Below are 22,732 nucleotides of genomic sequence, written 5' to 3'. Positions count from 1 at the left end.
CCCGACTTGTATGAAGATACCTACAAATTCGTTGCTTTGCCCTAAAAAATGGGACTTAAGTCAGCGGAGCTTTGCCCGAAAATCAGTTTTTTACAGGCAAAACACCTTTCCTTTAATCGTCAAAATGCTTCTTTTGGCGTTCTTCACTACACTGGGATCTTGTATTCCTACCAAGAAACTAACCTATCTTCAAGAAACCCAAACGGCTCAAGATAGTATCATTCAAGTAAATCTTCAGCAGCAACCTTACCGTGTTCAAATCAATGATGTTTTAAGCATTCGGGTGAAAGCATTGGATCAGGAACTTGTGGCTTTGTTCAATCCACAAACGAATGGTGAAGAAGGTAATAATTTGGGGGAAGGCTATTACTATGACGGTTTTGCAGTAGATAGGCACGGGGCAATTCGGTTACCTACTTTAGGCGAAGTGCAGGTGCTAGGCTATACTACTGAAGAGATTCGGGAGATCATTGAGAAAAAATTATTAGACGATTATTTTACAGCGGAAGCTAATATTTTTGTGACCGTAAAACTCGCGGGAATCAAATATACTATTGGTGGAGAAGTTGGTAGTCCCGGGGTTAAAGTAGAATTGGTAGAACAACTTTCTTTACTAGACGCTATCGTAAATAGTGGTGATATTTCAGAATATGGTGATCGTACCGATGTATTGATCATTCGACAATATCCGGGAGGAAAAAAGATTCATCATATTGATATGACCAAGATCGATGCGCTCAATTCGCCATACTATTTTATTCAGCCTAACGATGTGATTTTAGTAAATCCGCTTCCGCAGAAATCTTTAGGTGTAGGAACTACTGGTTTGCAATCACTAACCACAGTTGTTTCTATTCTAACCCTCGCAACCACAACAATTCTTTTATTTGCTCGCCTTTAGATGGAAGATGAATTTGAAATAAAAGACCTACAAAATTTCTTTGATTTTAGAGGTTTTCTGCTCAAGATTCTTGCCTGGTGGCCGCTTTTTGTAGTGTGTATAGGGATTGCCTATTACATTGCACATTATAAAAATGTACGTCGTCAAACGGTGTATCGTATGAGTAATATGATAACGGTTAAAGACGATCAGAATCCATTTTTTACATCCAATACCAGTCTCACTTTTAATTGGGGTGGAACTACCGATAAAGTGCAAACGGCAATCATTTTATTGCGTTCCAGAAGTCACAACGAGACTGTGGTAGAAGCGCTTCAGTATTATGTAGATTATTTGCAGCAAGGAGAATATCATCTGGAGGATATTTACGGAGCGACCCCCTTTCTGGTAGATGTCAATACGGCAAGGCCACAACTCTTAGGGAAGCAAATCAAGATTGTTTTTACTAGTGATTCAACATATACATTATCCATAGATTTTAATGGAGGTTCAGCACCTGCACAGAACTATGATACTAAAGAAATGCTGAATTTACCTTTGCCTGCTGCAAAGATCTCAAAACAGTATACGCTTGGAGATCCTATAGACTTGCCCTATTTCAATTTTAAGTTGAATCCATCGGGACTGCCGCCTGTTATAGGTAAGGAATATCTGATTCGTTTTAATGCTTTTGACAGTACAGTAGGGCGCTACCGCGGAATAGGGATTGATCAAACTCCATCCGGTTCCAGTATTCTAACGCTGAGTCTCACAGGCAATAATAAAGCACGTTTAGTAGATTACTTAAACGCGTCCGTTAGAATTTTAGCCGAAACCCAATTGGAGCGTAAAAACTTGTTTGCGACCAAAACCATTCAGTTTATTGATAGCAGTCTGGCGGTGAAATCTGTTGAGATGAAGAACGTACAGGAAGAGCTTGATAAATTTAGAGATGAGAACAGCAGTATAGGAATTGGCAGTAGTGAAGAAAGTCTGATCGCTAAGATCACCGAGCTTGATGCACAGAAGCAGAACTTAGAACAACGGTTACAATATTATCAGGATTTAGAGAATTACCTGCGCACACGAGAAGACTATGGGACAGATATTCCAGCACCAAGTATTACCGGTATTGGAGAAGGGAGTGTAACGCAAAGTGTTAGCAGCATTATCGAACTCGCAGAAGAACGACGAAGGTTAGCATATACCGCTAAACCTAACAATCCGGCGTTTAAAGATTTAGACCGTCGTATTGATGCGATCAAGGCCGTGCTTTTTGAAAATATGGCTTCGAGCCAGCAAATCATCAGAGGCCAATTGCGCGAAGTGCGTAATGAGATCGCTGCAACCGAAGGGCAGATGCGAAAGCTTCCACAAGAGCAGCAGCAGTTATTTGGTATTCAACGCCGTTATAACTTAACAGAAGGTGCATACGGCGTATTTTTAGATAAACGCAGCCAGGCAGGAATCGTCAAAGCGGCCAATGTTTCTGATATTGTGATCATTGATGAAGCTAAAGATACCGGAGGCGGAGCAATAGGTCCTAATACCGAAGTGAGTTATGTGATGGCAGTAGTAGGAGGAACTGTTGTGCCGTTAGCCATCGTGTTTTTATTATTTTTCTTTGATACTAAAATTGGTAACCCCAATGAGATCAAACGACTTTCGAGTATTCCTGTTTTAGGAGCTATTGGAAAAAGCACTTCAAAAAGCAATTTAGTGGTCATCGAAGATCCCCGCTCGGCAATTGCTGAAGCCTTTAGAGGACTGCGCTCCAGTTTGCAATTTATCTATAGAAAGCAACAGATCGAAGGGGCTAAAACTGTTCGCATCACTTCATCAGTCAGTGGAGAAGGCAAGACTTTTTGTAGTATCAACTTAGCCAGTGTTTTTGCGTTGAGTAAGCGTAAAACAGTGCTCGTAGGTTTAGACCTTAGAAAACCGAAGATCTTTGGAGATTTTAATTTGCCTAACGATACCGGGGTGGTGAATTACTTAATCGGAGAAAACACATTGAACGAAATTGTTCAGCCGACCAAGATTCCTCATCTTGATGTGATTTTAGCAGGTGCAGTGCCTCCCAACCCTTCAGAATTATTGATGAGCGAGCAAATGGATTCGTTGATTGAGGAATTGAAAAAAGAATACGATTATATTATTCTTGACACACCACCTGTGGGCTTGGTTTCAGACGCTTTAGAATTGGATGAATATGTAGATGCCACTTTGTATGTGATTCGCCAGCATTACACTAAGAAAGGAATGTTGCGTCTAATTAATGACAAGTACAAGAAGAAAGAAATACGTAATATCAGTTTTGTGCTGAACTATTTCAGTGCCAAAAGCAAGTTGGGTTATGGCTATGGGTACGGCTATGAATATGGTTACGGCTATGGGAAGTATGGGGAAGCCTATAGACATCAGCAAAAGGCAGGTGTTTTAACCACTTTAAAACGCAAAGTTAAAAAAGTTGCTCGTTGGGTTAACGATCAGTTAGAGCATTAAATCATGGCAGAGCAGGACGATTGGTTATATGAGATCAATGCGAAGCAATCATTGCTTGCTATTGATTTTAAAGAGATCTGGAGGTATAAAGATCTGTTATTGCTGTTTGTGCGACGGGATATTGTTTCAGCCTATAAGCAGACGATCTTAGGTCCGTTATGGTATTTAATTCAACCCTTGTTTACCGGAGTGATCTTTACTTTGGTTTTTAATAATATCGCCAGTATTCAAACCGGAGGGGCACCACCTTTTCTTTTTAATTTGGCAGGGATTACGATGTGGAGTTATTTTTCGCAGTGTTTAAATACTACCTCCAACACCTTTGCCAGTAATGCAGGGTTGTTCTCTAAAGTTTATTTTCCACGAATCATCACGCCATTATCACAGGCGATTTCCGCCTTGTTTAAGCTGAGTATTCAGTTGCTCATCTTTGCGTGTTTCTATTTATATTTTGTATTGAAAGGCTATGCATTACACCCCGATGTTACGTTATGGTTGGTTCCGGTAGTGTTGGGCATACTAGCAGTCTTAGGCTTAGGTTTAGGCATGTTGATCAGTTCGTTGACTACGAAATACCGTGACTTTAGAATCCTCATCGGTTTTGCCACCACCTTGTTGATGTATGTTTCTGCGGTGATGTATCCTATTGCTGAGGTGCAAAATAGTACTACCTTAAGCGAATATGCATGGTTGATCGAACTGAATCCAATTGCGATCCTTATTGAAGCCTTTCGGTTTATGAGTCTTCAAGAAGGACTTTTTGATTGGGGGCTTTTGGGGTATTGCGGGATGCTTAGCCTGGCGGTGTTTTTTATGGGCTTGATCGTTTTTAACCGAACCGGGAGGAATTTTATCGATACGATTTGATGAATTGTAATATCTATGGTTCTCGATACACTTGTTTTCAGCTCTGGCCTCAATCAAGCACTCGAACTGACAGCGTAGTCACTTCGAGTGAATTTAGCGTAACGATAGTGGAGCTTGATTTGTATCGAGAAGTTTTCTGTTTCTAGACTTTCTTCCGTTATAATGAAGTAGGTGATATGGAGCATGTTATATTTGATTTTGAGGGGTTGAGCATTTAGCAAAAAGCATTGGGTTTTTTCATCGTATTTGTTGTGTTCTCTCCCGATAGTCATCGGGAATACTTGTTTTCGGCTTTGGCCTCAATCAAGCACTCGAACTGACAGTGTAGTCACTTCGAGTGAATTAAGCGGAATGATAGTGGAGCTTGATTTGTATCGAGAAGTTTTCTGTTTCTAGACTTTTTTCCGTTATAATGAAGTAGGTAATATGGAGCATGTTATATTTGATTTTGAAGATTTGCGTGTTTATCAAAAGGCCTTGGATTTTTTCATCGTATTTGTTGTGTTCTCTCCCGATAGTCATCGGGAATACTTGTTTTCGGCTTTGGCCTCAATCAAGCACTCGAACTGACAGCGTAGTCACTTCGAGTGAATTTAGCGTAACGATAGTGGAGCTTAATTTGTATCGAGAAGTCGTCTATTCTTAATATTATTTTATGTCGATAATCCTCAAAGCCGAAAATATTTCTAAGCAATACCGACTGGGAACGGTAGGGATGGGTACGTTGCGGGATGATCTTAAACGGAATTGGGCACGTTTACTCGGTAAGGAAGATCCTTTTTTGAAAGTAGGTGCCGTGAATGATCGCAGTCAGCAATCGACGGAAGACTATGTATGGGCGTTACGGGATATCAACTTTGAAGTTAAACATGGGGAGGTTTTAGGAATTATAGGGAAAAATGGAGCAGGAAAATCTACTTTACTTAAAATTCTTTCCCGTGTTACTGCTCCAAGTACCGGAGTTATTAAAAGCCGAGGCCGAATCGCTTCCTTACTCGAAGTAGGAACAGGTTTTCATCACGAACTGACCGGGCGGGAGAATATTTATTTAAACGGTGCTATACTCGGGATGCAAAAAGCAGAGATCACTCGAAAGCTCGATGAGATCATTGCCTTCTCCGGTTGTGAGCGCTATATTGATACGCCCACCAAACGCTATAGCAGTGGTATGACGGTACGTCTTGCTTTTGCTGTTGCCGCGCATTTAGAACCCGAAATTTTAGTTGTGGATGAAGTGCTTGCGGTGGGAGATGCTGAATTTCAAAGAAAGGCGATTGGGAAAATGCAGGATATCTCTCAGGGAGAAGGGAGAACGGTATTGTTTGTAAGTCATAATATGGCGAGTGTACGGAGTTTGTGTACACGAGGTTTATTGTTGGAAAATGGAGGTATTACACTAGACGGAGATATAGATACTATTGTCAATGACTATTTAAAACTAACAACTACCGAGTTTAATTTAAAACAGCGCACCGACCGGTCTGGTAATGGTAAGATAAAAGTAAACAACGCTCAATTTTTAAATAGTTCTGATGAAGTTGTTCAAGTTATTTCATCGGGTGATTATTTAAAGATGAGAGTTAGTTTTGATGTAAACGAAGAAAATATTGAGCACTTGATATTTGGGTTTAGTATTTCTGACACACACGGTAATCTTAAGGCGATGACAGTGACGGATGAGATGGCTTTAAATATCAATAATCTAATTGATAGGCGGTATATAGATGTTGAATTTACAAGATTACCTTTACGCGGAGGTTCCTATACTATACAGTTAGTGTTTTCAGAAAATAATACATCGGTTAAAAATCATCTTGACGTCATAGATAATGCCATGAATTTGAAGGTTTTAGAAGGAGATTTTTTTCGCACTGGAAAAATCAATAGGAGGTATGATGCAATGGTACTTGATTGTAACATAAGTTAGAATGAAAGAATCTTTGGACTATTATAATGCTGAAGTAGAAAAAATGACTTTAGATTATCTCAATGGCAATTCTAGGATAGAATCTGCTATACGAGAATTTGGAAGTTTTATTAAGCCTTCAAGCACGTCCATTTTAGATATAGGTTGTGGGATTGGATGGAGTAGTCATGAGTTTGCAAAAACGTTTCCTTCTACAAAAATTTATGGGATTGACTTAAGCCCGAGATTAATAGAAAAGGCAAAGACTTTATTTTGGAGAAATAATCTTGAATACCATTGTGTGGACATCACTGAAGATTTTTCATTTGATTCAAAGTTTGATGCCGTATCATTAATTGATGTTTATGAGCATATTCCATTTCATTCTAGAGAAGAATTCCATGCGCGCATCAAATTATTCTTGAACGATGGCAGTAGAGTCCTATTAGCTTGCCCGTCTAAATTTCATCAAAACTGGTTAAGGAAGCATAAAACAGAAGGTCTACAGCCTGTTGATGAGGATGTGGATTTTAAAACTATTCAAAAGCTTAGTTCTGACATAAATTGTGAGGTCATATTTTTTAGTTATAAAAAAATATGGAGGGCTTATGACTATTTTTATGCTGTTTTAGAAAGGCGTCCCCAATATGGTTCTGAACCAGAAATCACCCTACAATCTCCTATAGTTTTAGAGAGTCAAGCTGAACGGTATAAGCGTTTGGGTATTCCTTATTCCAAGAAAAACCGAGAATTTAAAGGGTATTATATGTTAAAGCGGTTAAAAACTATTTTTCGATGAACATCGCTCTATTTAGCCCTAATAAAAACCCGTATTCAGAAACCTTTATCCGAGCTCAAAAAGAACGGCTTTCAGGAAAAGTATACTACTACTATGGAAGTGGAGATTCTTTTAGAGTAGAAGGAGAAGAAAAGAATATAGCTCGCTTAAGTCTTTTTCAGAAGTTTTGTGAACGGTTTTTGAGAAAGCCAACACGTTCGTTACGCGCGACAAATATTGCTATTTCTTTAAAGAAGAAAAAAGTAGATGTCATCCTTATTCAATATGGGAATCATGCCTTTGATCTACTGCCGGTTTTGCAAAAGGTAAGTATTCCTTTTGTGGTTCATTTTCATGGCTATGATGCTTCTGTAAACGAGGTTGTTAAACGCGCAAATCAATATCAAGAAGTTTTTAGACAGGCAGCTTTTGTTATTGCTGTTTCCAAGAAGATGCATCAGACGCTTTTAGAACTAGGGTGTCCTTCAGATAAACTTATATTAAACACTTACGGACCAAATCCCATATTCTTGGATGTTCAGCCTAATTTTGAAAAGAAAGCTTTTATTTCTATTGGCCGTTTTGTAGATAAAAAGGCACCCCATTTGACGATAATGGCATTTGCTAAGGCGTTAAAGGTACATCCTGATGCTAAGTTATGTATGGCAGGTGATGGGGTTTTGAAAAATGCGTGTTTCGATCTGGTTAAAGTTTTGGGATGTGAAAAATCCGTTGAATTTTTGGGTATAATCGCTCCAGAAGAATATAGGGAGCGGCTACAACACGTGCGTGGTTTTGTACAACATTCTAAAACCGGTTTAAACGGTGATATGGAAGGAACACCCCTTGCTATTTTGGAAGCAGCAGCAGCAGGAGTGCCTGTTATTTCTACACTTCATGCTGGAATCCCTGATGTCGTAATTCACGAACAAACAGGTCTTTTATCTGAGGAAGGCGCAGTAGAGGATATGGCGGAGTATATGATACGGCTGTTAAATGATAAGGAGTTGGCCAGGGAATTCGGAAGCGCTGGACGAAAACGCGTTTATGAAGCGTTTACCATGAAACGTTATATATCGAAGTTGGATAAGGTATTGCTTCAAGCAGCTGAAAGTGCCTAAAGTAAAAAAAAGCCGATTAGCTGTTTAACCGGCTTTTCAGCGCTTGGTTTAGACCACACGTACGATGTTTAAGGTATTGAATGCCCCATTGGTGAGGTGGTATTGTATCCCGTTCATTTCCTGAAAAAAGGAGAGTTGTAACAGCATCATCGTGATGCCGGTACCCGTAACCGCAGCCGGAGCTAGGGTCACAGTGCCGGGAGTCAGGTTGATGGGTAGGTTCACCGGATCGCTAAGCTGCAAATCTCTGACTTCGGTTGTGAAATCTAAATTTAAGAAGGCTGATTGCAAGGTAACGTGGGTAGCTCCCAAGGGAGCCACCAACTGGGTGCCGGGAATAAAGTTGGGAATGCTGATCTCACCGGTGGTTATGTTCACTGTATAGTCGGCACGAAGCACTTGCGCCAGAATCGCGTTTTCATTACAATCAAAATTTTGTAAAAGCAATTTTCCTTCGGGAGTGGTCAGGCCTACAGCAGGATTGCGTAAGCCTCTAGGTGAGGTGGTGTCATGATTTTTGATTAACATCAGTTTACGCATCAGGCGGGATGGCAGCGTGGGGTCTTGAGTATTGTGTAAAAGCTTCGCTAATGAATGTCGTAGTATTTTTCCTGAAGTCGCAGCCAAGCCAAATTCGTTGGCATTCTCCCGGGTTCGTTTAAATGCCGGTTCGTTTTTAATACGGTTTTTACTGATGCCGCCTTTGGTGCGAATGAAGTAGCCGTTTTTTCCTTTATAGAAGGTTAAGCCGTCGAGGGTGCCTTCTATCTTGATCAAGCCTTTGAGTGTAGCCATAATAGTTTGATTACGTTATACATGTTTTAGCGGTCCTTGCCTTTTTGCTACACTTCTAATCTGTAGGTGCTGACCTAAATAGTTTAGGAATGCAGTACTTAAAGCAAACTTCTAACGCCGAAATTAAGCTGCTTTTTAAGTCAAGGCAATTGGGAGTGGTCATTCCTGCCGATTTTGCCGTTAATGCCGATTATGCCGGAATCAGATGTTTTTTAATGAAGGTCCAGCAGGCTTTACTGACGCTTTATCTACGCCTTTGCTACGGATGAGCTAGGGCGTTGTCAAGTATTATGGAGAAGAATAACAATGTATCTCTAAAAAAAATGATTTTTAGAATTTTAAGTAATGAAAGAACAACCTTTAGTCTCTATCATTATCCCTACCTATAATCGGGCTCATTTGATCGGGGAGACCTTAAACTCGGTCTTGGCACAGACGTATACCCATTGGGAGTGTATCGTGGTGGATGATGGGAGTACGGATGCTACGGATGAGGTGCTTTCTCAGTATGTTGAAAAAGATTCGCGGTTTCAATACCATCTCCGACCGAAAGATCGACCTAAGGGGGCTAATGCGTGTAGGAATTATGGATTCGAATTGAGTGAAGGAGAGTATGTGAATTGGTTTGATAGTGATGATTTGATGACTTTAAATCATATTGAGGTAAAGGTTCAATCTATACGGAAAACCAATAAAAGTTATGTGATAGCTCAAAGTAAGTTCTTTAATGCAGGCTGCAAGGATCAAGATTATAACTATATATTAAAGGATATTAATTTACATAACTATATTACCCAAAAGGTTAATTGGTTAACCTATGATATCTTAATTAAATCAAAATTAGCGAACCTAATTGAGTTTAACGAAAGCCTACGGTCAGGTCAAGAATTTAATTATTTTGCTAAACTTGTATCACTAAGCACGGACTGCTTGCTTGTTCAACAAGTGTTGACCTTGAGAAGATGTCACAAACAATCAATACAAGGTAAAGTCCAATCAGATAAAAATTTAATTAGAATTAGTCAATACTTGAGTCATTGGCATGTTTTTTTAGATTTAAAAGATACCCTTGAAAGTAGGACTAAATTATATCTTTTTAGGTTGATCTTTCAACGTCTTTTCTACATTAAAAATTTTTACAAATTTTTCAGCTATAAGCTATTAAAGGAAGTGGGTAATTTTTTTGGATTACGAAAATCTTTTCATCTTTTTATGGCCTATAGTATCAATCTTTTATTTCAAAGGGAAGGGTACTTTTTTACTTCTAAGTTAAGAAAGTTGTGAAGAGTCCATTGGTTTCTGTAATTATTCCAGTCTATAATAGAGAAAAGTTCATAGATGATGCTATAAAAAGTATTCTTAATCAAACATATAAAGATTTTGAACTGATAATAGTAAATGATGGGAGTACAGATGAAACTTTAAAAAAAATAAAAGCTTATAACGACGACAGGATTTCAATATATAGTTTTAACAAAAATAGAGGTACTTCAGCGGCCTTTAATTTCGGAGTGCAAAAGAGTAGAGGTGAGTTTATAGCGCGTTTAGATAGTGATGATTTAGCCTTTGAGCAAAGGTTAGAGAAACAGATTGATGTCTTAACAACCAAAAAAATTGATATCTGCTGTACTTGGTTATCCTATGGAAGAAAACAGAAGATTTTAAATTACTCAACAAGTACTGAGCAAATACAAGCGAATCTTTTACTCCATTGTCCCTTAAGTATTGGAACAATAGTATCTAAAAGAAAGGTTTTTCAGGATTTTCCTCTTAATGAGCAATTACGGTTTGGAGAAGATTATGACTTTTTTAGTAAAGCATTATTTCATTTTACAGCTTATGTTGTTCCAGAAGTACTAGTGAAGTATAGATGGCACCTAGATCAATTGTCTGTTCAAAATAAAGAAATGCAATTGTTGAAAGATTCTCAAATAAAACTTAATTTATTTAAACAGTTTGGTTACGATACAAATAGGTTTGAAGATAAGATGACACTTCGGCTTCTAAAGAAAGATTGCTTTTATAAAAATAAAGAGATTTCTTTTTTTATGAGTTGGTTAAAAGTGATAGTAGAATTAAATAAGCAGCTGAATATATACCAATCAAAAGAATTAGGTAGAGTAATGGGGGAATATAAAAGTCATCTGATTCAATGTATCATTTACTCCACCAAAAGTGAGGTAGGCTCTTTAAGAAAATTAATACTACTTCTAAAATACAACCCTTCATTTCTAATAAAAAAAGCATTCTCAAAGATCGCACTTGGCTCGTGAAAAGTAAGAAGATCTTATTTAGACTTTGGCAATTTCCACACCTTAGTGAGACGTTTATAACGGCTCAAATTATTACGGCAATCCAATGTGATTATGATGTTAGTATATTAGTTCAAGAACTATTGGATATTGATTCTAGTAAGCAAATACGACGATTAAATACTTACAAGATATTTGATAAGATCATTCTAGAGAAAACGGAAATACCCAAAAATAAAGTCGTAAGGCTTTTTAAAGCTTTTAAATTGGTTATTAGCTCACCAAAAGATTTTTTGAAATTAATAAGATATGTTTTTTCCTTTAGAACTTTTAGTTTAAGCTGGATATATAGCTATTTTTATTACAAGAAATTTACAGAATATGATATTATTCATGTTCAATATGGTACAAATAAGGGACCGTTTGATATTTTAAAAAAAGTAGGGTTTAATAAGTTTAAATTGATCGTTTCTTTTCATGGTCACGATGCTTTTTTTCCAATTAATGGAAGAATTCAGAATAATGGTTATTATGATGTATTATTTAAATATGTTGACTATATAATAGCAAATACAAATTATCTTAAAGATGCTATAATCAATTTAGGCTGTTCAGAAAATAAGATTAGAACAATACCGGTAAGTGTTGATATAGATTATTTCTATCCTAAAGGTAATGATATAAAGCAAGGGAATAAATTAATATCTGTAGGACGCCTAGATCCAGTTAAGGGCCATCAATATTTGATAAAGGTATTAAAGATACTTGTTGATAAGGACAAAGATGTTTCTCTATCAATTGTGGGTGAGGGTGCAGAGAGAAGTAATTTGGAACAACTTATAGATGACCTAAACTTAAATTCGCGTGTTTTCTTAATGGGAAAGAGAAGCCAGAAGGAAATTCTTACCTTTTTACAAGAAAGTGATATTTATGTCTTAGCATCCGTGCCAGTTCAAAATGAACGACGAGAAACTCAAGGCCTTGCGACATTGGAGGCGCAAGCTTGTGGACTTCCTGTCGTGGCATTTGATTCCGGAGGCGTTACGTATACAGTGGATAAAGGTAAATCCGGATTTTTAGTTGGTGAATATAATATTCAAGATATGGCCGCAAAAATTCAATACCTGCTTGAATATAATGATGAATGTATGGCAATGGGTAAACATGCAAGAAAGTTTGTTTCTGAAAATTTTTCGAAAGAAGTTTTGGACCAAAAATGGTTTGAATTATATTCAGAATTGAGTAGTTGAAAAATCAAAAGCATTTCTTAATATCAATTATAATTCCTTTTCTTAATAGAGAGAAACTAATTGAAGAGACTTTGGTATCAATATTAAGTCAACAGTATAAGCATTTTGAATGCATACTTGTAGATGATGGTTCTTCTGATTCAAGTTATAGTATAGTTAAGAAGTTTTGTCAAAAAGACAAACGTTTTAAAGTCTTTCAAAGACCAGGCAATAGCATCAAAGGTGCAAATACCTGCAGAAATATTGGTTTTGATCAAAGTACTGGGGATTATGTTATCTGGTTTGATAGTGATGATCTAATGACTCCAGATCATCTAAGAGTTAAACTTGAGGAAATTCAAAAGACACAAGCAGATTTTGTGGTAGGTCGCACTCAGAATTTTAGTGAGATAGGATTTGAGGCTCCTTATGTTTATGAGCAAAAACCCTATGGAATTAAAGCTGAAGATTTTATTCTACGGCGTATTCATTGGTATACCTATGATGTCATGTTGAAGCGAACTGTTGCTGAACGCATTCGATGGAATGAACACCTACAATCTTGGCAAGACTATAATTATTTTTGTAAAATGCTGCTGGTGACTATAAATGGGCATTATATTCCACAAGTTTTAACCCATCGTAGATTGCATAGTGTCTCCATTCAACAGCAAATGACGTGTTCCTCCAGTTCTTTTAAAAGTGCTTTAATTGATGTGTACTGGTATACCTATCAGGATATCAAAGAACAAATTTCGATGCACACGAAAATGGAAATTATACGTAACCTGATGAACCTAAGTTTTGGTTTAGCAAAACTGCGTACTATGCCTGTTCGTTTATTCGAAGTTATAGGATTAGTCTATAAAAAGTTTAAATTAAAAGGGGTGTTTTTATATCAGCTGGCATTGGTTTGTGTTGCGTTAACCGGAAAGGGAGAGGTATTGTTAGAAATTGCAAAATGTAAAAACTAAGATAGTAGTTCTGTGTCTATTCTATCCAATATTTTAGTGTCTCTATCAATATCAAATTTACGTGCAAATAGATGGGTTTTTGAAGCTTCTTTGAGTTCTTCAAAATCTGAATGTTCAAAGGTTACGGGAAGAGGTACATGTTTTCGTTCCCAATTGGTGTAGGTCAAAGAAGGTGCGATTTTTAAAGTGTTGTTGTTTTTTATAATATGATGTATTATAGTTTGAATAAATATCTCATCAGCAAGTAAAGTGTCCTGATGGTATTTCAAAAATGCAGGATGATCGTCTATAAAGTTTAAAATTTGCCTGGCTAAATTAGAAGATATCACCCACCATTGTGATCCACCAAAAGGCTTAATGTCGTTAGGATGTCTTCTTTTTCTTAAAATTTTGAAAAGAGTCTTTTTTTTTCCTCGACGTAGAATAGCATACACTTTTTGTAAAACTCGTTTGCTATAGAATGATTTTTCTAAAATAGAAGGAAGCATTACAAAATCAAATCTGTCAGCAGATAAATTAAGCCGATATAAATTTAGTCGATCTAACCCACCCATATTCCAAAAGGAAGTAGGTATAGATTCCGCAAACACATATGCGTCCAGTGAAGATTGTTCAAAGAAAGACTGAATTCTTTGCCCAGAGCGAAGCGGGTAGTCTTGACCGCTAAGTAATATGATATATCCGTTAGGAACTTGAGATAAAGCATGTCTCATTAAATTGATAGAAGCTTGAACTATACCAAAACCGCCCCAGACTCCATCGGATCTTGAATCGCATTCTAAAAAGTAAACGTGATTAATGCCCTTTAAGACATATTTAAATGGAGTGTCAGATACAGATTTATCAATATGTATAAAAAAGTAACTTTCCGATGTAACTAACCGGCTCACTAAGCGTAAAACTTGTTCCGGGTTTTTGTGAGCCAGTATTAAATAACCGATTTTCAAGTAATATATGTTTTTTCTCTATAAAGATATAGCGCCTATTGGAAACTAATACCCCTTTAGTGTCAATTATAATCCCATGTTATAATGATTTCGATTATGTAGAGACTGCTGTAAAATCAGCATATCATCAAACGTATAAAAATAAAGAAATACTTGTGGTTGATGACGGCTCTGATTTAAAAACAAAAACAAAAATAGAGGATTTAAAATACTACATAGATAAAATCTTAGTTCAAGAGAATAAGGGACAAAGCGCTGCTCGTAATTTTGGTATTCAAAAAGCTGAAGGTACTTTGGTCTTAGTGTTAGATAGCGATGATTATTTTGACCCCCATTTTCTTGAATTGGCAGTGCCTGAAGCGTTAAAGCCAAATGTTTCTTTAGTTACGTGTTGGGCACGTTGTTTTTCAAATACGCAGGATTGGATTTATAAACCAAAAGGAGGAACGTTACTAAACTTTTTATACTCCAATGCATCTATTGGTAATGCATTGTTTTATAGAAAGGAATGCGGAAAAGTTGGTGGTTACGACGAACATATGAGATCCGGATGGGAAGATTGGGAGTTTTATATTCGTTTGATGGCCTTAGGAGGATTGTGCATTGTCTTACCGAAAACTCTTTTTAATTATCGAAAACGAACAGACTCTACTACTATACGCGCTAATCAACATAAATTTAAGTTGTATGACTATATTTTTAATAAGCATCGCGACTTGTATACGCAACACTTTACAGAAACCATTGATTTTTTCTTAGAAAAGTTAAGACGTGAGGAATCTGAGAAAATAAAAAACACAAGGCGTTTGGAGTACCGTTTGGGCAAAATGCTTTTATATCCATTGCGTTTAGTAAAAAGTTTATGGAGTTAAATCCCCAAGTATATATATTACTAGCCACCTATAATCGGGCTCATTTAATCAAAGAAACTTTAGTTTCAATACAGAATCAAACCTATACCAATTTTGCTTGTTTGATAACTGATGACAATTCTACGGATGATACTGAGAGGGTTGTGCAATCATTTATCAAAAACGATAAGCGTTTTAAATATTTTAAAAAACCATCCACATTTCCTCAAGGGCTGTCCGCTACCCGTAATTTTGGTTTGGATTTAGCTGAGAAAAGAAATGCGGAGTTTATTCATTTTTTTGATGATGATGACCTTATACATCCGCAAAAATTGGAGTTGCAAATTGATTCTTTGATAAAAACTGAATCAGATCTTTGCTTGTGTTCTAGTGTTAGTTTTAAGGATAATCATTGTGATAAAATCCAAAGAAGAAAAAAGGTTTTTCGTTCTTCAAATTTGGGGGAGGATTATCTTTTAGGGAAAATTCATTTTGGTGCTCCTATTCCATTATTTCGATTTGAATATATTAATAAACAAAGATTTGACAATGAGTTACATTATGCTGAGGAGTGGGTGTGTTTTACCAAACTCTTTTATCGTTACCCTCCAAAAGTGACTTATGTAGATATGGTCTTATTTTATCAAAGAAAACATTTAGATAGTATTACTCTTGGATCGGATCCTTGTTTTAACAAAGCAAAATCTTCTGCAATAACCAGTATAATTTTGTATAACTATTTAACGAAATTTGATCTGCATACTGCCGAATCATATAAATATTTTGCTAATATTTTTTTGTTTCAAACACATAATCCCAAACTGTTAAATAGGATAGTAACAGAGCTTAAACAAAAGGAAATCAATTCTATTTTAGTAATACAGATTAATTTCTTTAAGACCTTTTTGAAATTTCAACGTCGAATATTTAATAAAGTAAGTACTTGGATTTAGAAGAAAAACCTTTGGTGTCGGTATTGATTCCAACCTTTAATAGATATGATTATTTACGAGAAGCAATAAACAGTATTGTAAAACAATCATATAAGGAATGGGAAGTAATAGTTGTAGATGACGGTTCAGACAAAGATGTACTTAATAAGGTGCTTAAATTAGAAACTATTGATCGTCGTGTAAAAATTTACCAACGCCCTGATAGCTATCCCAAGGGAGTTTCTGGATCAAGAAATTATGCATTTAGTAAGAGTAATGGTGATTATATTCAATGGTTGGATGATGATGATTTAATTGATACCGATAAACTGGAAGTGCAAGTTGAAGCATTAGAGCAAATAAACGATTCTAAAACTGTAGCTTTTTCCTCGTGGGGCTATTTTAATGGGAACGCTACGTATTCTGAAGTCATATTAAACAATGGTGAAGATTTTAGTGGAATCAAAGAGTTATTACATTATTTTACTAGCACTGAGAAATTTTTACCACTCCACTCTTATTTGATACCAAGAAACCTTCTATTTTTTGCCGGAGAATGGAATGTAAATTTGAGAATAAATTTAGATGCCGAATATATGCTACGTATTCTAATGCATAGCTCAAGAATCGTTAATGTGTCCTCAGTATTTTGTTGGTATCGTTCTCATGATATGCCCAATATAAGTGGGACATTATTAAAAGAGCCACACTCATTTACTATGAGTTTACGTTTGATGAGTGATCATTTACATACTCTTAATATTTCTTGTAAACCTTATTTTAGGCAAAAAATGTTTAGAGTTTTCTATCGTCACTGGGGAAAAAAGAGAGAAAGGAGCATCTTATTAGAGCATCGCAATTTTTTTAAAGAGCACGGTATTAATTTTAAATATGCCTATTATTATATCTTAAAATTTAAGTTATATCAGCTTATAATGCCCAAGATTAAACGTTATAAAAGTTAATGAAACTGTTGGTTTTAGCTGAAACCCTTGATATAACCGATAGCAGTGCCGGTAAAGCCAATCATGCCTTTATACAATCTTTATTAACAGCCGGCTTTGAAATCACCGTCTATCATTATTCCTATAAAGCAATATTCTTACCCGGAGTTAAATCGATCTTAGTTCAAGAACGAAAAACAGATTTAAATTATTGGTTAAGTCGCGGGCAACGTATTTTACAGCGTTTAGCAAACCGTAATTTTTCCAAGTCTTTGGAGCAAGGGTTTGGTTTTTCCTTTACGTTCTTTAATGATGTCAATAGTATGGTGACGGCTTTAAAACCTTTAAAAGTAGCTGACTATGATATTGTATTCACATTGAGTAAAGGTGCCAGTTATCGTACTCATGCGGCTGTATTAAAACAACCACAGTGGCATGCTAAATGGTTGGCCTATATACATGACCCTTATCCCTTTCATTGGTATCCAAAACCCTATGATTGGCTACAACCCGGAAGCGTACAGAAGGAAGCCTTTTTTAAAAAGGTAGCTCAAAAAGCAGAATGGCTGGGATATCCATCCCAATGTTTGCGAGACTGGATGGGAACTTTTGATGCTAACTTTAAAACCAAAGGTATCGTACTACCGCACCAAGCCAGTGAAGCTGTTTTTGTAGAAAAGGTTTTTCCTGAGTTTTTTGATCCTGATCATTTTAATGTATTGCATGCAGGAAATCTACTAAAGCAGCGGGATCCGTTTCCATTAATACAGGCCTGGAATCTTTTTTTAGCGCAGCACCCCGGAGCTCAAGCGCATGCTAAACTTTTATTGATAGGTCCGGGGGCCTATCATGAACCGGAACTCTCTAAAATTTGTAATGAAACAGCCAGCATTTATCGCTATAATGGATCTATGGATTATGAACAGGTGCGTTTGCTGGAGCAGCAAAGTGCCGTGAATATCGTGTTGGAAGCAGCGGCTGAGGTGAGTCCGTTTTTACCGGCTAAATTTCCCAACCTTGTTCAAGCTAATCGTCCGGTATTACATCTTGGGCCAAAACATAGTGAAGTGCGTCAGCTTTTAGGTGAAAATTATCCATTTATTGCTGAGGCTGATGATGTTAATAGTATATGTAAGCTGTTCGTTCGGTTATATGATATATGGAAAGAAACAGGTGCTGCTAAATATCCATTCCCTAAGAACCTTAATGAATATTTTGATCCAATATATTTAAAAGAAGTTTTAACCCGACTTAACTATTAATTTGGAGGCGTCGATTTGCATAGTATCCCGGAACCGAAAGGTTGAATTGGAAAAAACACTCCTCATTTTGCACGAATATCTTAAAGATTCTCGTTCTGAAATTTTGGTTTTCCTCGATGGCTGTAGTGATTCCTCAGAAGATTTAATTCAAATGTTTCCAAATTGTCATTGGGAAGTCTCCAAAAAAAGTATAGGAGCTTCTCCGGCACGGAACAGCTTGTATAAGAAAGCACAAGGAACTTTAATTTTTGGTTTTGATGATGACGCACACCCACTTCAATCTGATTTTGTTGAAAGAGCTAAAGGATTATTTAAGGTGCATAAAGAATTGGGAATAATCGCTTTTGAGGAAATTAAAGGAGTTTTTAAAAGTGACCATGAAGCATTACTTCAACATCAAAAACAACAAGACTTTTTCTGTAGTGAATTTGTAGGTTGTGGTTTCGTTATACGTAAAGAAATTTACAATAAAACCGATGGCTTTCCTCTCTGGATGGATATTTATGGGGAAGAAAACAGTGTTTCCATACAGGTGGTAAATGAAGGCTATACTATACTGTATACTACAAAGATTTCAGTCAATCATCGTGTTGACAAAATGTACAGAGGGCATTCAGGGTATAACTATACTCGATTTCAAAAGCAATTAACCAACACTACGTTGTTTTACATAGTACATTATCCATTTTTATTCGTATTGAAGCGCATTTTAAAATTATATTGGCATAACTTCAAAAAATATGGTATAAAAAACAGGTTGTTTTTTAAAGCTTTTGTAGCAGGTGGATTTCAAGCTTTAATTAAAATTCCTAAAATTTTAAAGTCTAGAAAAGTTGTAAAAATTAAGACGCTTCAAAAAATGAGGAATTTGAGCTTACCTATATATGGTTGATTGTAGAAGGTATTTAATAATTATCCCCGCCCGTGCCGGTTCGCAAAGGCTTCCCGAAAAAAATATGCGACAGCTAGGAGATAAACCGTTGTTAGGGCATAGTATAGCATACGCCCAAGATAATGGTTTTAGTAATGTGATAGTCACTTCTAATGATGCACGTGTTCTTGAATATGCAAAAGAAGTAGGTGTTGAAGCTATTAAAAGACCGGATGCCTTAGCAGGTAATGAAGAACCTGTTGTAACTGCTTTGCAGCACGCAGTAAATCAATTACAAAAGAAATACGATGCGGTTATCTTACTGCAGCCTACAAATCCGTTGAGACCAGGGGGTCTTCTGAAAGAGGCTATGGCAGACTTTGAGCGAGAGGATTGCGACAGCCTGATGACCGTTTCCCGAAACGAGCATAAATTGGGAACCATTTCTAATAATCAATTTATACCATACAATTATGAAATGGGGCAGCGCAGTCAGGATCTCGAACCTTTGTTTTATGAGAATGGTTTGCTTTATATTTTTAAAACGGAACTCTTAAAACAAGGAAAGCTTCTTGGAGCAAAAAACTACCCTTTGATTGTGGATCATCCTTTTGCCGAAATCGACATTGACACGGAAGCCGATTTTATAAAGGCTGAGTTGTATTTGAAGTATTTTAAATAGGGATACTTTGAGTGAATGAAAACCAGCTTTAGCTGGGTATCATTTGAATTGAAAAGTTTTAGGATTAGAATGTTAATCGTTTCTAAGGGTTCTCGATACAATTCTTTCACGCTTTAGCGTTCAAGAATCACTCGAACTGACAGGGGGTGTCACTGTGTAAGCTTCCCTTAAAACTGAACTGTTTAGAAGTGTAATAATTCTTAATTTTAAACAGTATGAGACGAAGCAAATTCACACCAACACAGATTGCAAAAATTTTAAAGGAGTTCGACAACGGTAAGAGTGTTGAGGAAATCAGCCGCGAATACGGTGTCAGCACCTCTACCTTTTACAAATGGCGTTCTAAATACGCTGGTATGAGCAGCAAAGAACTTAAGCGTATTAAGGAACTTGAAGCTGAAAACGCCCGTCTAAAACAGATGTATGCCTCTTTAGCACTGGACCATCAAATGGCTAAAGAGATTATTGAAAAAAAGCTCTAAAGCCCTGCCGTAAACGTACCATAGCTAAAGAACTTATCCGCTACGGCATCAGTAGGGCGTGCCGTGTGCTTAATATGAGTAAAAGTGTTTACTATTATAAGCCATTACCCAAGGATGATACTCCTATAGAGAAGGCTCTTAGAGACAAAGCAGAAGAACATTCCGAAGAGGGTTTTTGGAAAGCCTACTGGCGAATTCGTAACGAAGGAAAGCCTTGGAATCATAAGCGGGTACACCGGGTGTATGTATCTTTAGGGCTTCCTTTAAGAAGAAAAGTAAAGAAGCGCCTGCCCGCGCGTATACAGGAGCCTTTGGAGATTCCTGAAGAATTGAATGATACTTGGAGTATTGATTTCGTAAGCGATGTTCTAGAAAACAAGAGACGCTTTAGATCTTTTAATGTTATTGATGATTTTAACCGAGAGGCACTACACATCGAAGTAGACTTTTCTTTGACTAGTAATCGGGTAGTCTGGGTACTCAATCACCTAATCAACCGACGAGGTAAGCCAAACCGGATCAGGATGGACAACGGTCCTGAATTCATAGCAAACCTTACTGCTGAATGGAGTAAAATGCATGAGATTGAATTTAAATACATACAACCAGGCAAACCTACTCAAAATGCTTTTGTAGAACGTTTTAACGGCTCCTATCGTAGAGGTGTCCTCGACAAGTACATCTTTGAAAATATTGATCAGGTAAGGGAGCAAACTCAAATATGGATGGAAGATTACAATAAATATCGTCCCCATGACTCACTGGGCAAAATAGCACCAGTGCAATACGCAAAACTCCATTCTCTTGGGGCTAGCCCCAAGAGAATGAAAAACAATAATTTTAAACCAGTTTTGGAAAATTAAGCAGTTCTAGTCTGGGGAAGCTTACAACTGCGAGTGGCTGAAGCATAGCTTTAGCGTAGCTTCAGGCGTATCGAGAAGTCTTAGGAGTTAGGATGTTTCTCGTTTCGCAGGCTTCTCGATACATTTGCTTTCGGCTTTTGGCCTCAATCAAACACTCGAAGTGACATTCTCGATACACTGGTCTCGGTCTCAGACCTCGTCCGGCACTCGAAGTGACATTAGCGATATATTTGCCCTCAGCTTTTAGCCTCAATCAAACATTCAAAGCGATGTGGCTTCTCGATACAATTTTATCGAGCTCAGGCTCTCAAAAATCACTCGAAGTGACATTTTCGATATTTTTTAAGTTCATTAACAATAACAATAACAATAACAAATCTCCTTGAACCCATACATCCAAATTGAAGATCGAAAGATAGGACCCGATTACCCACCCTTAGTGATTGCTGAGATTGGTATTAACCACGAAGGATCTCTAGAAGTGGCTAAGGAAATGGTAGATGCAGCCCAACGTGCAGGAGCTGAGGTTATAAAGCACCAGACGCATATTGTAGAAGATGAAATGAGCGGTGCAGCAAAAAAAGTGATTCCGGGGAATGCAGATGTATCTATTTATGATATTATGAAGCGTTGTGCGCTTGATGAAGCAGATGAAGTTGCTCTCAAGAGATATGTAGAGGAAAACGGAATGATTTTTATCTCCACTCCTTTTTCGCGTGCAGCAGCGAATCGCTTGAACACCATGAATGTATCAGCCTATAAAATCGGTTCTGGGGAATGCAATAATTATCCCTTGCTTAAGCACATCGCAGGTTTTGGTAAGCCGGTAATTCTCAGCACCGGGATGAATACTCTTGAAAGTGTTGCTAAAGCTGTACAGATTTTTAAGGATGCCGGGACACCTTTCGCTTTGCTGCACACCACCAATTTATATCCAACACCTACTCATTTAGTGCGTTTGGGAGCGATGACTCAACTGCATCAGGCCTTTCCCGATGTGCCTTTTGGCTTATCAGATCACACGCTAAACAATAATGCCTGTTTGGGAGCAGTAGCTTTGGGAGCGTCCATTTTAGAGCGACATTTTACCGATCATATGCAGCGGACAGGTCCGGATATTGTTTGCAGCATGGATGAAGAAGCTTGCGCTGAACTCATTCAGTCGAGTAAGGAAATCTGGATGATGCGCGGGGGTCTAAAAGCTCCGGCTAAAGAGGAGCAAGTCACCATAGATTTTGCTTTTGCAACTGTGTGCACCATTGCACCCATCAAGGAAGGCGAAATTTTTAGCGAAGCGAATATTTGGGTAAAGCGCCCGGGAACAGGTGAAATTTTAGCCGAAAAATTTGAAGATATTCTGGGGAAAACGGCAGCAAGAGCAATTGCTGAAGATGAACAGTTGAAAAACGATGATATAAAATATTAACTGTCACTTCGAGTGGCTAAAGCATAGCGATAGCGGAGCTTTAGGTGTATCGAGAAGTCTTAGGAGTAGAGATGTTTTTAGTTTACGAGGCTTCTCGATACATTTGCTTTCGACTTGTTGCCTCAATCAAACACTCGAAGTGACATTCTCGATTCACCGGTCTTG

At 37.3% G+C, this 22,732-nt stretch carries 21 protein-coding genes; 19 read left to right on the top strand and 2 right to left on the bottom strand.

Annotated features, from left to right (window positions below; all coding sequences use genetic code 11):
* The first annotated feature begins 10 nt into the window (after nt 1-10).
* From LDL79_RS03710 to LDL79_RS03685, 6 genes are all read left to right on the top strand, one after another.
* Nucleotides 11-901, top strand: a complete 891-nt coding sequence (locus LDL79_RS03710; protein ID WP_084673155.1) for a polysaccharide biosynthesis/export family protein — start codon at nt 11-13, stop codon at nt 899-901.
* Complete coding sequence (locus tag LDL79_RS03705) at nt 902-3,385, top strand: exopolysaccharide transport family protein (RefSeq protein WP_225599206.1); 2,484 nt, start codon at nt 902-904, stop codon at nt 3,383-3,385.
* A gap of 3 nt (nt 3,386-3,388) precedes the next feature.
* Nucleotides 3,389-4,252, top strand: a complete 864-nt coding sequence (locus LDL79_RS03700) for an ABC transporter permease (RefSeq protein WP_225599205.1) — start codon at nt 3,389-3,391, stop codon at nt 4,250-4,252.
* A 655-nt stretch (nt 4,253-4,907) separates the two neighbouring features.
* Nucleotides 4,908-6,179, top strand: coding sequence for an ABC transporter ATP-binding protein (locus LDL79_RS03695; protein WP_225599204.1), 1,272 nt, complete (start codon nt 4,908-4,910; stop codon nt 6,177-6,179).
* Nucleotide 6,180: 1 nt separating this feature from the next.
* Nucleotides 6,181-6,957 carry a class I SAM-dependent methyltransferase gene (locus tag LDL79_RS03690; RefSeq protein WP_225599203.1) on the top strand — a complete coding sequence of 259 codons (777 nt, stop codon included), beginning with the start codon at nt 6,181-6,183 and terminating at the stop codon, nt 6,955-6,957.
* Nucleotides 6,954-8,057, top strand: coding sequence for a glycosyltransferase (locus tag LDL79_RS03685; protein ID WP_225599202.1), 1,104 nt, complete (start codon nt 6,954-6,956; stop codon nt 8,055-8,057). Before LDL79_RS03690 ends, LDL79_RS03685 begins: the two co-directional genes overlap by 4 nt.
* Before the next feature lie 48 nt (nt 8,058-8,105).
* Here the strand turns inward: LDL79_RS03685 and LDL79_RS03680 are convergent, their stop codons facing one another.
* Entirely contained in the window at nt 8,106-8,852 is a 747-nt protein-coding gene (locus tag LDL79_RS03680) for a hypothetical protein (RefSeq protein ID WP_225599201.1), read from the bottom strand.
* Between the two features lie 89 nt (nt 8,853-8,941).
* On the opposite strand from LDL79_RS03680, the gene LDL79_RS03675 reads away from it, so the two are divergent.
* The 5 genes from LDL79_RS03675 to LDL79_RS03655 all read left to right on the top strand — a co-directional run bounded on the left by LDL79_RS03675 (nt 8,942) and on the right by LDL79_RS03655 (nt 13,307).
* Entirely contained in the window at nt 8,942-9,121 is a 180-nt protein-coding gene (locus tag LDL79_RS03675) for a hypothetical protein (protein WP_225599200.1), read from the top strand.
* 76 nt (nt 9,122-9,197) lie between these two features.
* Nucleotides 9,198-10,136 carry a glycosyltransferase family 2 protein gene (locus LDL79_RS03670; protein ID WP_225599199.1) on the top strand — a complete coding sequence of 313 codons (939 nt, stop codon included), beginning with the start codon at nt 9,198-9,200 and terminating at the stop codon, nt 10,134-10,136.
* Complete coding sequence (locus LDL79_RS03665) at nt 10,133-11,125, top strand: glycosyltransferase family 2 protein (protein WP_225599198.1); 993 nt, start codon at nt 10,133-10,135, stop codon at nt 11,123-11,125. The genes LDL79_RS03670 and LDL79_RS03665 overlap by 4 nt, the downstream gene beginning before the upstream one ends.
* Nucleotides 11,122-12,354, top strand: coding sequence for a glycosyltransferase family 4 protein (locus tag LDL79_RS03660; RefSeq protein ID WP_225599197.1), 1,233 nt, complete (start codon nt 11,122-11,124; stop codon nt 12,352-12,354). The genes LDL79_RS03665 and LDL79_RS03660 overlap by 4 nt, the downstream gene beginning before the upstream one ends.
* Nucleotides 12,351-13,307, top strand: coding sequence for a glycosyltransferase family 2 protein (locus LDL79_RS03655; RefSeq protein ID WP_225599196.1), 957 nt, complete (start codon nt 12,351-12,353; stop codon nt 13,305-13,307). Before LDL79_RS03660 ends, LDL79_RS03655 begins: the two co-directional genes overlap by 4 nt.
* Here the strand turns inward: LDL79_RS03655 and LDL79_RS03650 are convergent.
* Nucleotides 13,304-14,254, bottom strand: coding sequence for a beta-1,6-N-acetylglucosaminyltransferase (locus LDL79_RS03650; protein WP_225599195.1), 951 nt, complete (start codon nt 14,252-14,254; stop codon nt 13,304-13,306). The two genes, LDL79_RS03655 and LDL79_RS03650, sit on opposite strands and share 4 nt — an antisense overlap.
* 38 nt (nt 14,255-14,292) lie before the next feature.
* Between LDL79_RS03650 and LDL79_RS03645 the strand changes: the two genes are divergently transcribed.
* The 8 genes from LDL79_RS03645 to neuB all read left to right on the top strand — a co-directional run bounded on the left by LDL79_RS03645 (nt 14,293) and on the right by neuB (nt 22,567).
* Nucleotides 14,293-15,126, top strand: coding sequence for a glycosyltransferase family 2 protein (locus tag LDL79_RS03645; RefSeq protein ID WP_225599194.1), 834 nt, complete (start codon nt 14,293-14,295; stop codon nt 15,124-15,126).
* On the top strand, nt 15,117-16,058 hold the full coding sequence (locus LDL79_RS03640; protein ID WP_225599193.1) for a glycosyltransferase family 2 protein: 942 nt from the start codon (nt 15,117-15,119) through the stop codon (nt 16,056-16,058). The genes LDL79_RS03645 and LDL79_RS03640 overlap by 10 nt, the downstream gene beginning before the upstream one ends.
* On the top strand, nt 16,049-17,002 hold the full coding sequence (locus LDL79_RS03635; RefSeq protein ID WP_225599192.1) for a glycosyltransferase family 2 protein: 954 nt from the start codon (nt 16,049-16,051) through the stop codon (nt 17,000-17,002). The genes LDL79_RS03640 and LDL79_RS03635 overlap by 10 nt, the downstream gene beginning before the upstream one ends.
* Complete coding sequence (locus LDL79_RS03630) at nt 17,002-18,243, top strand: glycosyltransferase family protein (RefSeq protein ID WP_225599191.1); 1,242 nt, start codon at nt 17,002-17,004, stop codon at nt 18,241-18,243. Before LDL79_RS03635 ends, LDL79_RS03630 begins: the two co-directional genes overlap by 1 nt.
* A gap of 1 nt (nt 18,244) precedes the next feature.
* Nucleotides 18,245-19,135, top strand: a complete 891-nt coding sequence (locus LDL79_RS03625; RefSeq protein WP_225599190.1) for a glycosyltransferase family 2 protein — start codon at nt 18,245-18,247, stop codon at nt 19,133-19,135.
* The gene (locus LDL79_RS03620) at nt 19,128-19,796 is read left to right on the top strand and encodes an acylneuraminate cytidylyltransferase family protein (protein WP_225599189.1); all 669 of its coding nucleotides are present in this window, start codon (nt 19,128-19,130) and stop codon (nt 19,794-19,796) included. Before LDL79_RS03625 ends, LDL79_RS03620 begins: the two co-directional genes overlap by 8 nt.
* 215 nt (nt 19,797-20,011) lie before the next feature.
* A protein-coding gene (locus LDL79_RS03615; protein WP_225598077.1) for an IS3-like element ISLbl2 family transposase occupies nt 20,012-21,141 on the top strand; the annotation gives its coding sequence in 2 pieces (ribosomal slippage) (nt 20,012-20,273 and nt 20,273-21,141; 1,131 coding nt in all).
* A 382-nt stretch (nt 21,142-21,523) separates the two neighbouring features.
* Nucleotides 21,524-22,567: an N-acetylneuraminate synthase gene (neuB, locus tag LDL79_RS03610; protein ID WP_225599188.1), complete on the top strand. Its 1,044-nt coding sequence runs from the start codon at nt 21,524-21,526 to the stop codon at nt 22,565-22,567.
* Nucleotides 22,568-22,732: the final 165 nt, after the last annotated feature.

It is taken from the genome of Leeuwenhoekiella palythoae, from assembly GCF_020310025.1.
GTDB lineage: Bacteria > Bacteroidota > Bacteroidia > Flavobacteriales > Flavobacteriaceae > Leeuwenhoekiella > Leeuwenhoekiella palythoae.
This window is presented reverse-complemented; position numbering and strand designations above follow the sequence as displayed.

What these genes read in the sequence shown, in the direction of transcription:
- LDL79_RS03710 (WP_084673155.1), top strand. Translation starts at nt 11, where the DNA reads ATGAAGATACCTACAAATTCGTTGCTTTGCCCTAAAAAATGGGACTTA.
- LDL79_RS03705 (WP_225599206.1), top strand. Translation starts at nt 902, where the DNA reads ATGGAAGATGAATTTGAAATAAAAGACCTACAAAATTTCTTTGATTTT.
- LDL79_RS03700 (WP_225599205.1), top strand. Translation starts at nt 3,389, where the DNA reads ATGGCAGAGCAGGACGATTGGTTATATGAGATCAATGCGAAGCAATCA.
- LDL79_RS03695 (WP_225599204.1), top strand. Translation starts at nt 4,908, where the DNA reads ATGTCGATAATCCTCAAAGCCGAAAATATTTCTAAGCAATACCGACTG.
- LDL79_RS03690 (WP_225599203.1), top strand. Translation starts at nt 6,181, where the DNA reads ATGAAAGAATCTTTGGACTATTATAATGCTGAAGTAGAAAAAATGACT.
- LDL79_RS03685 (WP_225599202.1), top strand. Translation starts at nt 6,954, where the DNA reads ATGAACATCGCTCTATTTAGCCCTAATAAAAACCCGTATTCAGAAACC.
- LDL79_RS03680 (WP_225599201.1), bottom strand. Translation starts at nt 8,852, where the DNA reads ATGGCTACACTCAAAGGCTTGATCAAGATAGAAGGCACCCTCGACGGC.
- LDL79_RS03675 (WP_225599200.1), top strand. Translation starts at nt 8,942, where the DNA reads ATGCAGTACTTAAAGCAAACTTCTAACGCCGAAATTAAGCTGCTTTTT.
- LDL79_RS03670 (WP_225599199.1), top strand. Translation starts at nt 9,198, where the DNA reads ATGAAAGAACAACCTTTAGTCTCTATCATTATCCCTACCTATAATCGG.
- LDL79_RS03640 (WP_225599193.1), top strand. Translation starts at nt 15,117, where the DNA reads ATGGAGTTAAATCCCCAAGTATATATATTACTAGCCACCTATAATCGG.
- LDL79_RS03630 (WP_225599191.1), top strand. Translation starts at nt 17,002, where the DNA reads ATGAAACTGTTGGTTTTAGCTGAAACCCTTGATATAACCGATAGCAGT.
- LDL79_RS03620 (WP_225599189.1), top strand. Translation starts at nt 19,128, where the DNA reads ATGGTTGATTGTAGAAGGTATTTAATAATTATCCCCGCCCGTGCCGGT.